This window comes from Pseudomonas sp. 10-1B (genome assembly GCF_000935045.1).
Classification (GTDB): Bacteria; Pseudomonadota; Gammaproteobacteria; order Pseudomonadales; family Pseudomonadaceae; genus Aquipseudomonas.
Genome location: NZ_JYKS01000005.1, coordinates 13,589 through 25,443 on the forward strand (window position 1 = coordinate 13,589; position 11,855 = coordinate 25,443).

Genomic DNA, 11,855 nt, shown 5'->3' on the forward strand with positions numbered 1-11,855 from the left:
TCGCGATAGGGCCGCAAAGCGGCCCCAGCAATCTGTGCATTGGCGCTGAAATCCTGGGGCCGCTCTGCGGCCCTATCGCGACACAAGGCCGCTCCCACAAAAAAGCAGAGCGTGCCTAGCCTGGGTTTCACTGCCCCAACCGGCTGGAAAACTGCCCCACCACATCCACCACCCGCTGCGCTCCGTCCTGGATCTCGACAATCACGCTGCCCGTCTCGTCGGCCAGCGCCAGCCCTTGCTCGGCCTGGCGCTTGCTGGTGTCGATGATCGCCACCGCCGCCTGCGCCAGTTGCTCGTTCTGCTGCACCACCCGGGCAATTTCCTCGGTGGCGGTGCTGGTGCGCGAGGCCAGCTGGCGCACTTCATCGGCTACCACGGCAAAGCCGCGCCCCTGCTCGCCGGCGCGGGCGGCTTCGATGGCGGCGTTAAGGGCCAGCAGGTTGGTCTGCCCGGCAATATCGCTGATGGTCTTGATGATCGAGCCAATCACCCGCGACTGGGTGTCCAGCGCCTGGATGCCCTCGGCCGCCTCCTGCATCGAGGCTTCCAGCCCGCGCATCACGCTGACGGTCTGGGTAACCACGTCGGTGGCCTTGCGGGCGCTGGCATCCGTGCCCAGCGAGGTGTTGAAGGCGACGTCCGCCGCCTCGGCCACCGCCTGTTCCTGGTTGACCTGTTCGGTGATCACGGTGGCGAACTTGACCACCTTGTACAGCACGTCGTGAGCATCGAAGATCGGGTTGTACGAGGCCTCCAGCCAGACTACCCGGCCATGGGCATCGATACGCTTGAAGCGGTCGGCAACGTATTCGCCACGGCGCAGCTTGTCCCAAAAGGCCTGGTAGGCTGCCGAGTTGGCTTCCTCCGGCTCGCAGAAAATACGGTGATGCTTGCCCCGAATCTGTTCCAGGCGGTAACCGACAGTGGCCAGAAAACGCTCGTTGGCGGTGAGGACGATGCCGTCGAGATCGAATTCGATCACGGCGGTGGAACGCATCAGCGCGTTGATCAGGCTTTCGTGCTCACGGGAGGTCTCGATGGTGCGGGTGAGGTCGCTGGAGTGCAGGGTGAAGTACTTGATGCGCCCCTCGCTGTTCTTGACCGGCTGCAGGATCGAGCGCAGCCAGGCCTCCTTGCCATTGCCACGCAGCAGGCGGAAGGCGCCGTTCAGGTGTTCACCACGGCTGATCGCGCCTTTCATGCGCTGGTAGAAATCCAGCGACTTCACATGGGCGGGGACGATGTCCTCGATGTTGCGTCCAAGCAATTGTTCGGCACGGTAGAGCATCTCGCTCTCGAAGTTGCCGTTGACCATCTCGATGCGTCCCTGAGGGTCGAGCTGCAGTACCAGCATCTCGCTGTCGAGACTGCTCTTGACCTGTTCGATGGACATCAGGTCTTCGCGCAGTTGCCGGACTTCTTGCTTGAGTTTGTTGTTGAACATCACCGCTCTCCTGGAGCGCATCAGGTAGTCGAATGCATCTTCATCGGCTGCCGGTGCGCCCTTCTTGAGTGCCGTGAAAGGAAATATTCACAAAGCCAAAAACGTCGACGGCCAGGCGTCATCTGTACGTCACACGACAGTCACATTGGCGCAACCCAGTAGGCGGAAACTTTTTGTCATGAATACACCCGCCCTACGCATTACCCTGGTCAGCGAAACCTTCCCGCCCGAAATCAACGGTGTGGCCAATACCCTTGGCCGCCTTGGCGAAGGGTTACGTCAACGCGGCCATGCCATCGAGGTCGTCCGCCCACGCCAGGCCGGTGAAGGGCCAGTGCATGACGACCCGAACCTGATGCTGTGCCGCGGCTGGGCATTGCCTGGCTATCCGGGTTTGCAATGGGGCGAGGTGTCGATGCACAAGTTGTTGCGCCACTGGCGCCGACAGCGCCCGGATGTGCTGTACATTGCCACCGAGGGCCCCCTCGGGCTCAGTGCGCTGCGCGCGGCAAGACGCCTGGGGGTAGCGGTGGTCAGTGGCTTCCATACCAACTTCCCGCAGTATTCCGGCCAGTACGGCCTGGGCCTGCTGGCGCGCCTGCTCACCCACTACCTGCGCTGGTTCCATCGGCGCACGGCAATTACCCTGGTGCCCAGCCTCAGCCAGCGCCTGGAGCTTGAACGCCGTGGTTTCGAGCGCCTGGAACTGCTGGCCCGCGGGGTAGATGCCTGCCTGTTCAACCCGGCCCGGCGCTGCCAGGCATTGCGCGAGAGCTGGGGGCTTGGCCCGGCCGACATCGCCGTGCTCCATGTCGGACGGTTGGCGGTGGAAAAGAACCTTGGCTTGCTGCATCCATGCTTCGAGGCATTGCAGAAGACTTATCCACACCAGCGCCTGCGCCTGATCGTGGTGGGTGACGGCCCGCAGCGCGCGGTCCTCGAACAACAGGTAGCCGATGCCGTGTTCTGCGGCACCCAGCGGGGCGAGGCACTGGCCGAACACTATGCCAGCGGTGATCTGTTCCTGTTCCCGAGCCTGACCGAAACCTTTGGCAATGTGGTGCTCGAAGCCATGGCCTCGGGGTTGGCGGTGGTCGCTTATGACGAAGCGGCCGCCGCGCAGCATATTCGCCATGGCCACAGCGGTGCGCTGGCCATGCCGGGGGACCAGGCGGCGTTCATCGATTCGGCCTGCTGGTTGCTGGAAGAGGAGGAAACCTTGCGTCGGGTGCGGTTGAATGCCCGCCAGCATGCCAGCCGCCAGGGCTGGCCGGCGATTGTCGAGCAGTTCGAGGGGTATCTGCATGCAGCCCGCAGCCAGGCTGCGGCCTCACCAGCAGACGCTGGCACCATCGCCCTAAAGACTCGAAGCTGAAGGCTAGGCAATCCCTGTGGGAGCGGCCTTGTGTCGCGATAGGGCTGCAAAGCAGCCCCCTCGAAAGTTGCAGCGACGCTGATATCCGGGGGCCGCTATGCGGCCCATCGCGACACAAGGCCGCTCCCACGGAGGGGCCGCGCAAGAAGCTTCAGGCTAGCGCCTTCTCGATAGCCTGCACCACCGCCGGGTCGTCCGGCGCCGTGCGCGGCGAGAAGCGCGCCAGCACCCGCCCGTCCTTACCCACCAGAAACTTCTCGAAGTTCCAGGTGATGTCACCCGGGAACTCGGCGCCCTCGCCCGCAAGCAGGCGATACAGCGAGTGGCGCTGCGGCCCGTTGACTTCCAGCTTGGCCCCCAGCGGGAAACTCACCCCGTAGTTGAGACTGCAGAATTCCTGGATTTCCTTTTCGCTGCCTGGCTCCTGGCCGGCAAACTGGTTGCATGGCAGGCCAAGCACATTGAAGCCCTTGCCCTTGTATACCTGGTAGAGGTTCTCCAGGGCCTTGTATTGCGGCGTGAGACCACACTTGGAGGCTACGTTGACCACCAGCACCACTTGGCCCTTGAACGGTGCGAGGGGCAGATCCCCGCCGTTCAGCGCGTCCAATTTCAGGTCGTGAAATGCACTCATGATGAAATCCCCTCTCCGGTTCCCGATTGCCGCGCAGACGAATTCCGCCCACTAAAAAGGCGCTCGTCCAAACCGTCCACCTCCCGTAGGAAGGCAAATCGGCTTGCCCGAGCGCCTGGCGACTTTCTGAGCTTAGCGCAGAAAATCAGTGGTGATGGCCACCTTCACCGTGGATGTGACGGTGAGCGATTTCTTCGTCGCTGGCGTCACGCACGTTGACCACCTTGACCTGGAAGGTCAGGCGCTGGCCGGCCAGCGGGTGGTTGCCGTCAACGGTGACGTCGTCGCCGTCGATGTCGCGGATGGTGACGATCTGCATCTGCCCGTCCGGTGCCGAAGCGTGGAACTGCATGCCGACTTCCAGCTCGTCGACGCCTTCGAACAGGCTGCGGTTCAGGGTGCTGACCAGTTCGGCCAGATATTCGCCGTAGGCCTCTTCCGGCTCGATGGAAACGTTCAGCTCGTCACCGGCCTGCTTGCCTTCCAGGGCTTTTTCCAGGCCCGGGATGATGTTGCCGGCACCGTGCAGGTAGACCAGCGGCGCGCCACCGGCGGAGCTGTCGATGGTCTCCCCGGCGTCGTTGGTCAGGGTATAGTCGATGGAGACAGCCTTGTTGGCGGCGATCAGCATGGGGCAAGACCTTTTGCAAAAGTATGTAGAGCGGACAAGTGTAACCAAGCCATCGCCCGATTGCGAACGCACTACGGACGAGCAACGGCCCATCAGTCGGATCACCGGCTTCCACCAGGACGAAGAAGGCCACTGGGTGGCCGAACTGTCCTGCGGCCACACTCAGCACCTGCGCCACCAACCGCCGTGGCAGGCACGCCCCTGGGTGCTCGACCCGGAACAACGCGCACAACGCATCGGCCAGCCTTTCGCTTGCGGCTGGTGCGCACAAGGGGCCGATAGCGCTACCCTTGGCCGTTGATTTTTTGCACCGCTTATTTCGAGAAGCACGCATGCAGACATTTTTCATTGCGCCGACCGACTTCGGTGTCGGCCTGACCTCCATCAGCCTGGGCCTGGTGCGCACCCTGGAGCGCGCTGGCGTCAAGGTCGGCTTCTTCAAGCCGATCGCCCAGCCTCACCCGGGTGACACCGGCCCCGAGCGCTCCACCGAGCTGGTCGCCCGCACCCACGGCATCAAGCCCCCCATGCCACTGAGCCTGGCCCACGTCGAGCGCATGCTCGGCGACGGCCAGCTGGACGAGTTGCTCGAAGAAATCATCCGCCTCTACCAGCAAGCCTGCGTCGGCAATGACGTGGTGGTGGTCGAGGGCATGGTGCCCACCCGCCACGCCAGCTATGCGGCGCGGGTCAACTTGCACCTGGCCAAGAGCCTGGATGCCGAGGTGATCCTGGTTTCAGCACCGGAAAACGAAGTACTCAGCGAGCTGTCGGGCAGGGTCGAACTACAGGCCCAGCTGTTCGGCGGCCCGCGCGACCCGAAAGTGCTCGGGGTAATCCTCAACAAAGTACGCACCGACGAAAGCATGGCGGATTTTTCCATGCGCCTGCGCGAGCACTCGCCCTTGCTGCGTGGCAATGACTTCCGCCTGCTCGGCTGCATCCCCTACCAGCCCGAACTGAACGCCCCGCGCACCCGCGACGTGGCCGAATTGCTCGGCGCCCAAGTGCTCAATGCCGGCGACTATGAGCAGCGGCGCATGAGCAAGATCATCATCTGCGCGCGCACCGTGGCCAACACGGTGCCGCTGCTCACCTCGGGCACCCTGGTGGTGACCCCAGGCGACCGCGACGACATCATCCTCGCCGTCAGCCTGGCGGCGATCAATGGCGTACCGCTGGCCGGCCTGTTGCTGACCAGTGACAGCAAGCCCGACGCGCGCATCCTCGGCCTGTGCCGTGGCGCCCTGCAAGCCGGCTTGCCAATCCTGTCGGTAAGTACCGGTTCATATGACACCGCCAACCAGCTCAACTCGCTGAACCGCGAAATCCCGGTGGACGACCGCGAACGCGCCGAATTCATCACCGACTTCGTCGCCAGCCACCTCGACGCCGCCTGGTTGCATCAGCGCTGTGGCACCCCACGCGAACTGCGCCTGTCGCCGGCAGTGTTCCGCTACCAACTGATCCAGCGTGCGCAGCAGGCCAACAAGCGCATCGTCCTGCCGGAAGGCGCCGAGCCGCTGCTGGTACAGGCTGCGGCCATCTGCCAGGCCCGTGGCATTGCCCGCTGCGTGCTGCTGGCCAAGCCCGAGGATGTCGACGCGGTCGCCCGTGCCCAGGGCATCACCTTGCCGCCGGGCCTGGAGGTCCTCGACCCAGAGCTGATTCGCGGGCGCTACGTGGAGCCGATGGTCGAGCTGCGCAAGAGCAAGAACCTCAACGCGCCGATGGCCGAACAGCAACTGGAAGACCCGGTGGTGATCGGCACCATGATGCTGGCCCTGGACGAAGTGGACGGACTGGTCTCGGGCTTGGTGCACTCCACCGCCAACACCATCCGCCCTGCCCTGCAACTGATCAAGACCGCGCCGGACTCGAGCCTGGTATCGTCGGTGTTCTTCATGCTGTTCCCCGAGCAAGTGCTGGTGTATGGCGACTGCGTGATGAACCCGCACCCGAGCGCTGCCGAACTGGCGGAAATCGCCCGACAGAGCGCGGAATCGGCGCAGGCCTTCGGCATCGCACCACGGGTGGCGATGATCAGTTATTCAAGCGATTCGGCCAGCGATGAGGAAGTCGAGAAAGTGCGCGAAGCGACCCGCCTGGCACAGGGTGCGGCGCAGGAACTGCTGATCGATGGGCCACTGCAGTATGACGCGGCGGCCAACCCGGCGATTGCCCGGGAGCTGGCGCCGGGTAGCCCGGTGGCCGGGCGTGCCACGGTGTTCGTGTTCCCCGACCTGAACACCGGCAATACCACGCACAAGGCGGTGCAGCGCAGCGCCGATGGGGTCAGCCTGGGGCCGATGCTGCAGGGCTTGCGCAAGCCGGTGAACGACTTGCCACGCGGGGCGCAGGTTGACGATATCGTGCATACCATTGCCCTGACGGCGATTCAGGCCAGCGTAGCGGGTTAGAATTCAGGGCTGCTTTGCTGCCCATCGCAGGCAAGCCAGCTCCCACAGGATTTGCTCAGCCCTTGAGCCTTGTGCAGTACCTGTGGGAGCTGGCTAGCCTGCGATGGGCCGCAACGCGGCCCCAGGATTGATGCCTTACTGCTGAACCTGGCCCTGGTCATACTGCTGGCCCGGAATCGGCTTCAGGTTCACCTCGACACGGCGGTTCTGCGCACGGCCATTGGCGTCGGCGTTGCTGGCGATCGGCTGGTCCGGGCCCATGCCACGCACCGAGATACGCGAGGCATCCACACCCTGCGAGGTCAGGTAGGTGCTGACCGCCTGCGCACGGCGCTGGGACAGGTCCATGTTGTGCTGACGGCTGCCGGTGCTGTCGGTAAAGCCAACCACTTCGATGGTGTTCTGGTTGAACTGCTTGAACGAGCCAGCTAGGTTGTTCAACGGCGAATAGAAGCTTGGTGCGATGTTGGCCGAATCGGTGGCGAAGGTGATGTTGCCCGGCATGATCAGTTTGATCTGGTCACCTTGGCGCTGCACTTCCACGCCGGTGTTGGCCATCTGCGCGCGCAACTCGGCTTCCTGCTTGTCGGCGTAGTAGCCATAACCGGCCGCAGCGGCACCCACTGCGGCGGCGCCGATCAGTGCCCCCTTGCCGCGGTTGTTGTGGTCGATGGCGGCACCGGCAATGGCGCCGGCCAGCGCGCCCAGGCCGCCGTACTTGGCGGTCTTGCTCATCCCCGTGGAGCCCTGCGCCTGCCCCTGGTTGTCGTACGGGTTCTGGCTGGCACAGCCGCTCATCAGGGCGGCGGCGGTTGCGACGATAATCAGACGACGCATGGTGAACATGGACAAGCTCCTACTGAAATTCGTAAATGCGGCAGACCGCGAACGGATCTATGCCAGCCTTGGAACGCTTGGGCAACGAAAAATTCCGTGAAAGCATTTTCACTGGCCATCAGGCGCGCACGAAGGGGTTTTCGCGCATTTCGTCACCCAGGCGGGTATCGGGGCCATGGCCCGTTACCACGATGGCCTCTTCGTCCAGGCGGTACAGCCGCTCCTTGATCGAACGCACGATAGCCCGCTGGTCCCCACCCCACAAATCGGTGCGGCCAATACCACGGCGGAACAGGGTGTCACCGGCGATCAGCAGCTTGGCATCGGCGAACCAGAAGCTCATCGAGCCCGGGGTGTGGCCTGGGGTATGCAGGGCCACTCCGCAGCCGCAGGCCAGCTCCTCGTCATCGCCCAGCCAGCGGTCTGGTGCCGGCACCGGAGTGTAGGGCACGCCGAACATCTGGCACTGCATCTCCAGGTTGTCCCACAGCGCCTGGTCGTCCTTGTGCAGATGCAGCGTGGCGCCGGTCAGCTCCTTGAGCTTGCCCGAGGCAAGGAAGTGATCGAAGTGCGCATGGGTGTGGATGATGCTTACCAGCGTCAGGTCGTGAGCCTGCAGGCGGGCCAGGATCTTGTCCGGATCACCGCCCGGGTCGACGACGATGGCCTTTTTGGTCAGTGGGTCGCCGATCAGCGTGCAGTTGCATTGCAGGGGGCCTACGGGGAAGGTTTCGCGAATGAGCTTGGGTCATTGTATTTCTCATGAGGAATAGCGGAGAGCACTGAAAAGCTTCGAGTCTATTATTTCAATCAAGAATCGAAATGTAACCAAAACTCCGAATTCACTCGCTGAGACAAACGAAAAACCGGCCAATAGGCCGGTTTCAGATAAATACTAGCCTGCAGGAAGGCGCCTGACCTACTGTCGATCAGGATGGGACGCCTGCCAGAGGGCCCACGGGCTCAAGCTCTGCCCCCTTAGTCTTGGCCACCTGCAGAAACCGCAGCTGGTTACTGGAAATTCGACCTGCAAGACGTCTTGCTTCAGCCTCAAATCTTGCGATGGCAAGCAACTCTACCTGTCTGGTTTTGGATCGCATGGCGACCTCCAAAAGCTTGATCGACTCTTGATCGATGTTATTAGGAATCAATCTGGATCACAAGCCGACCTTCGGCAGTCCAAGTAAAGCCAAGCGCTTCATAAACTGACCGGGCGCCCTCAAGGGGGTCTTGTACTTCAATCTCTTGGCAACCCAACATGCGAGCGTAGAAGTCTATCGATGTCAGCGCCAAACCAGCGATCTCTCCCCTCAATGGATGCGTTCTGCTGGGATTACCTTGTAGCAGAATGACCTTGATGCATAAGCTGCTCTTTCTAGGGCTTGCGTAGCAGAGGCCGCAGAGATCGTTTGCGAACCAGATTGCAAGATCGAACCCTTTGGGATCGCTATCCTTCCAGTCGACAATCTCCTCCCAAGGAAACAGATACCCAATATCCGGCCATTCCAGGCAAGCAGCGACAGCTTCGCGCGTTATCGGCTCTATCCGGACTTGGCTTGCCTCTACATCCGCGCTCAATAGATCTGGCTGCCGACACAGCAATTCATGAGTGAGGGCTCGAGCTTGGGAGCGAAAGACTTGATATCGAAGCTTGCTGAATCGTCTTCTCATGCAGGCACCACGTCCGAATTGAGCCTCCGCCCATTCAGAACTCACGACCTACTGGTCGCATGTGGTTCCACACCTGCATATCTTTGGGTTGCGGCGCATTGAAATCGCACTGATCGAGGAGGGACACGAGGTCATAGCGGCTTGCGCCGGAGCCCGCCAGCTTCTGATGCGCCTTCACTCGCACGCTTTCGGTCTGTGAGCATTGCTTCGATTTCTGGGTAAATTCCTTCATGGCCACTCTGCTGGTAATCATCGAAAATCGAATAACTACCAGCATGACCGCCAATGAAAAAGAGCCCAAAAGCCCGTTTGGTGGAGTTCAGATTGCTCCTACGACCCACGACGAAACGTCGCCCCTGCAGCACCAGGAAGCGTTGCATAATGTGTCACTCTGAACCGCGCGCTACACCTTTCTCTCAAGGCAAAAACAACCTGAACAACCCGCCCCCAAGCGCCCCGCCATTGGAGATCTCGATCCGCCCGCGCACCCCGCCGCTTTCATGCAGCGCCGCGATCCGCGCCGCGAAATACAGCCCCAGGCCAGTGCTGCCACTGTTCGAATCGATACCTTGGATGAACTCTTCCTGGCGTTCGAGCATGCGCTGTGGATAACCTGGGCCGTCATCGTTGACGCAAATGACCAGTTGGTTGTCTTCCTCTTCGATGGTGATCACCAAGGCATGCGCGGCAAAACGGGTGGCGTTGGTGATCACGTTGGTAATCACCGAGGCCACCAGCTCACGATCGAAGAAGCCCAACGGGTTATCGGTTTCGATGCGCCAGGTGGCGAGGATGTCCTTGTGCTTGAGCACCTCTTCATGCGCAGCCAGCTGGGCTTCGATGAAATCGTCCAGCTCGTGGTAGTCCGGGCACACCGGCAACTGGTTCACACCGAGTTTGTACAACCCCAGCAACTGCACCAGCATGCCGTTGAGGTGACGAAACTCATGCTCCATGACCCCCTGCTCGGCACCACCACGCAGCTCCTCGGGCAAGCGCTGCATCCACTGGTCATGGGCCTGGATCAACGCTGACAAGGTATTCTTCAGGTCGTGCACGGTGGAGGCGATCACCGTGGAAAAATCCAGCCCCTGATTGTCTTGATTCATGCGCCGAATACTCGGATGTGCAGTTTGCGGTAACGGTCATAGCGATTGTCGCTGCCAGGGATACCAGCCACGCTGCCCAAGGCGTCGCGGCACTCCTGCAGGATCGCGGGCTGAGGGTTCTCACCACCGATGCGCAGCAGCGCCTGGGCGGTATTGAGGGCGATACTGATGTTCTTCGGCTGCAAACCCAATGCCTTGCGGAACAACTGCAACGCCTCGCCGAGTTGCCCTCCCTGGTAACTGCGCACACCCTGGCGATTGAGAGTGACCGCCTCGGTAATGGCGTTGAGCACGCTGGGGTCGTCCGTCAGCTTGCCCACTTTCTCCATGACCTTGGGGTCATCGCCATAACTTTCCACACAGCTCTTCAGCACGCCGATGGCGGCCGCTTCCTGTCCCATCGCCTGCAACTGCGCAGCGACGGTCAGGGCCGAATCGACAGAGAAGAACTGGTTCATCTTGTCCAGGCGCTGGATCGCCTGTTCGGTCAGCTTGGCGGCCGTTTCAGGGTCGCCCGCCTGCTGCAGGCTGGCGGCTTTCATCATCCGCGCGCGCACTTGCAAGCCCTGGTCTTCGGGGTTTTCCTTGGCCACCTCGCTGAGCGTGGTGTTGATCTCGACCCGGGTGCGGGCGTCCAGGCCAAAGCCTGCATTCTTGCTCATCAGCGCCTGCACCAGGCCAAGGTTGTTCTCAGGGTCCTTGTAGCGCGAGCTCTGCCCTTGGTTCACCGCATGGCGGAACGCTTTCGACGCGCTCTCGAAGTCCTCGTTCTGCAGCGCCAGCTTGCCCAGCGTCGACTGCCGCCGCACTGAAAGCGGCGACAGGCGCACGGCTTCTTCAAGCATGCTCTGCGCGCGCTGGGTTTCGCCCTGGGCCACCAATACCTCGGCCATGCCATCGTAAAGGCCCGGCATGATCGGGAACGCCTTGAGCGCCTGCTCGTACACGCCCTGGGCCTGGGCATTCTGCCCGCGCTTGTGCATCAGCGCGCCCAGCGCCGAGTACACCCACGGCTGCGGACGGCTGGCCAGGATGGCCTTGAGGAACTTTTCCAACTCCTCGAAGCGGTTGAGGTTGCGCAAGGCATCGGCCCGATAGCGCAGGCACAGCGGTGCCAGGCGCGGGTCCCGTTTGCACAGCTCGGCGCAGGCCGCCAGCACTTCGCCCGGGCGATTGCGGTCCAGGGCCTGCAGGATCGGCCTGAGCAGCGTCTTGCGCTGGTACAGTTTCTCGACGCGCTGGGCCAGGCCAACCCGATTGAACGGCTTGGTCAGGTAGGCATCGGGCTCGTGTTCGATGGCGCTGAGGACAATCGCCTGGCTGCTCTCGGCAGTGACCATGATGAACACGCATTCATGGCTGATGTGCTTGTCGATGATCAGGTCTTCGAGTACCTGCTGGCCGTTCTTCTTGCCGTCGCCCAGGTGGAAGTCCTGCAGGATGAAGTCATAGCGCTTCTGCACGCACATGCGCAGCGCCTGCTCGCCGCTGTCGGCGGTGTCCACATCGCGCACGCCCAGCTCGCGCAGCATGGAACGGGTCGACGTGCGAAAGTCGGTAAAGTCGTCGACGATCAGAAAGCTCTTTTGCCCGTACTGCAGCATCAACACGACCTGCCTTGGAATGATTGAAAAATCGCGCGAGGCGATGCCACCGATCGCTGTATCGGCAGCCGGTCGGGAAAGATGAGGATAGAGCATCTGCTGCCACGACCCATGGCCCCGGGCCATCACT

Annotated in this window: 12 protein-coding genes and 1 pseudogene; 3 read left to right on the plus strand and 10 right to left on the minus strand. The window is 62.1% G+C overall.

The window, feature by feature from the left end; genetic code table 11:
- Positions 1–127 precede the first annotated feature (127 nt).
- Entirely contained in the window at positions 128–559 is a 432-nt protein-coding gene (locus TZ03_RS31895) for a methyl-accepting chemotaxis protein (RefSeq protein WP_414860301.1), read from the minus strand.
- A gap of 156 nt (positions 560–715) precedes the next feature.
- Positions 716–1,465: pseudogene (locus TZ03_RS31900) on the minus strand (PAS domain-containing protein); the annotation flags it as partial.
- A 157-nt stretch (positions 1,466–1,622) separates the two neighbouring features.
- Here TZ03_RS31900 and TZ03_RS03780 point away from each other — a divergent pair.
- The gene (locus tag TZ03_RS03780) at positions 1,623–2,819 is read left to right on the plus strand and encodes a glycosyltransferase family 4 protein (protein ID WP_051095832.1); all 1,197 of its coding nucleotides are present in this window, start codon (positions 1,623–1,625) and stop codon (positions 2,817–2,819) included.
- A 151-nt stretch (positions 2,820–2,970) separates the two neighbouring features.
- Here TZ03_RS03780 and TZ03_RS03785 read toward each other — a convergent pair whose 3' ends face one another.
- Both TZ03_RS03785 and TZ03_RS03790 read right to left on the minus strand, forming a co-directional pair.
- On the minus strand, positions 2,971–3,453 hold the full coding sequence (locus TZ03_RS03785) for a glutathione peroxidase (RefSeq protein WP_051095833.1): 483 nt from the start codon (positions 3,451–3,453) through the stop codon (positions 2,971–2,973).
- 145 nt (positions 3,454–3,598) lie between these two features.
- The gene (locus tag TZ03_RS03790; protein WP_003247325.1) at positions 3,599–4,084 is read right to left on the minus strand and encodes an FKBP-type peptidyl-prolyl cis-trans isomerase; all 486 of its coding nucleotides are present in this window, start codon (positions 4,082–4,084) and stop codon (positions 3,599–3,601) included.
- Between TZ03_RS03790 and TZ03_RS03795 the strand changes: the two genes are divergently transcribed.
- Positions 4,083–4,385, plus strand: coding sequence for a DUF3565 domain-containing protein (locus tag TZ03_RS03795; RefSeq protein WP_051096118.1), 303 nt, complete (start codon positions 4,083–4,085; stop codon positions 4,383–4,385). The two genes, TZ03_RS03790 and TZ03_RS03795, sit on opposite strands and share 2 nt — an antisense overlap.
- 31 nt (positions 4,386–4,416) lie before the next feature.
- On the plus strand, positions 4,417–6,504 hold the full coding sequence (gene pta, locus TZ03_RS03800; RefSeq protein ID WP_051095834.1) for a phosphate acetyltransferase: 2,088 nt from the start codon (positions 4,417–4,419) through the stop codon (positions 6,502–6,504).
- A gap of 135 nt (positions 6,505–6,639) precedes the next feature.
- Here pta and TZ03_RS03805 read toward each other — a convergent pair whose 3' ends face one another.
- From TZ03_RS03805 to TZ03_RS03830, 6 genes are all read right to left on the minus strand, one after another.
- Positions 6,640–7,350: an OmpA family protein gene (locus tag TZ03_RS03805; protein ID WP_051095835.1), complete on the minus strand. Its 711-nt coding sequence runs from the start codon at positions 7,348–7,350 to the stop codon at positions 6,640–6,642.
- A gap of 109 nt (positions 7,351–7,459) precedes the next feature.
- Positions 7,460–8,080, minus strand: coding sequence for an MBL fold metallo-hydrolase (locus TZ03_RS03810; RefSeq protein ID WP_051095836.1), 621 nt, complete (start codon positions 8,078–8,080; stop codon positions 7,460–7,462).
- Positions 8,081–8,481: 401 nt separating this feature from the next.
- Complete coding sequence (locus TZ03_RS03815) at positions 8,482–9,012, minus strand: hypothetical protein (protein ID WP_051095837.1); 531 nt, start codon at positions 9,010–9,012, stop codon at positions 8,482–8,484.
- Between the two features lie 34 nt (positions 9,013–9,046).
- Positions 9,047–9,244, minus strand: a complete 198-nt coding sequence (locus TZ03_RS03820; protein ID WP_051095838.1) for a hypothetical protein — start codon at positions 9,242–9,244, stop codon at positions 9,047–9,049.
- A 184-nt stretch (positions 9,245–9,428) separates the two neighbouring features.
- Positions 9,429–10,121, minus strand: a complete 693-nt coding sequence (locus TZ03_RS03825) for a sensor histidine kinase (protein WP_051095839.1) — start codon at positions 10,119–10,121, stop codon at positions 9,429–9,431.
- Positions 10,118–11,725: a response regulator gene (locus TZ03_RS03830; RefSeq protein WP_051095840.1), complete on the minus strand. Its 1,608-nt coding sequence runs from the start codon at positions 11,723–11,725 to the stop codon at positions 10,118–10,120. Before TZ03_RS03830 ends, TZ03_RS03825 begins: the two co-directional genes overlap by 4 nt.
- Between the last annotated feature and the right edge of the window lie 130 nt (positions 11,726–11,855).

Excerpts from the sequence above, each read along its gene's own strand:
- TZ03_RS31895 (WP_414860301.1), bottom strand. The coding sequence starts at position 559 with ATGCGCGGGCTGGAAGCCTCGATGCAGGAGGCGGCCGAGGGCATCCAG.
- TZ03_RS03780 (WP_051095832.1), top strand. The coding sequence starts at position 1,623 with ATGAATACACCCGCCCTACGCATTACCCTGGTCAGCGAAACCTTCCCG.
- TZ03_RS03785 (WP_051095833.1), bottom strand. The coding sequence starts at position 3,453 with ATGAGTGCATTTCACGACCTGAAATTGGACGCGCTGAACGGCGGGGAT.
- TZ03_RS03795 (WP_051096118.1), top strand. The coding sequence starts at position 4,083 with ATGGGGCAAGACCTTTTGCAAAAGTATGTAGAGCGGACAAGTGTAACC.
- TZ03_RS03790 (WP_003247325.1), bottom strand. The coding sequence starts at position 4,084 with ATGCTGATCGCCGCCAACAAGGCTGTCTCCATCGACTATACCCTGACC.
- pta (WP_051095834.1), top strand. The coding sequence starts at position 4,417 with ATGCAGACATTTTTCATTGCGCCGACCGACTTCGGTGTCGGCCTGACC.
- TZ03_RS03805 (WP_051095835.1), bottom strand. The coding sequence starts at position 7,350 with ATGTTCACCATGCGTCGTCTGATTATCGTCGCAACCGCCGCCGCCCTG.
- TZ03_RS03815 (WP_051095837.1), bottom strand. The coding sequence starts at position 9,012 with ATGAGAAGACGATTCAGCAAGCTTCGATATCAAGTCTTTCGCTCCCAA.
- TZ03_RS03820 (WP_051095838.1), bottom strand. The coding sequence starts at position 9,244 with ATGAAGGAATTTACCCAGAAATCGAAGCAATGCTCACAGACCGAAAGC.
- TZ03_RS03825 (WP_051095839.1), bottom strand. The coding sequence starts at position 10,121 with ATGAATCAAGACAATCAGGGGCTGGATTTTTCCACGGTGATCGCCTCC.
- TZ03_RS03830 (WP_051095840.1), bottom strand. The coding sequence starts at position 11,725 with ATGCTGCAGTACGGGCAAAAGAGCTTTCTGATCGTCGACGACTTTACC.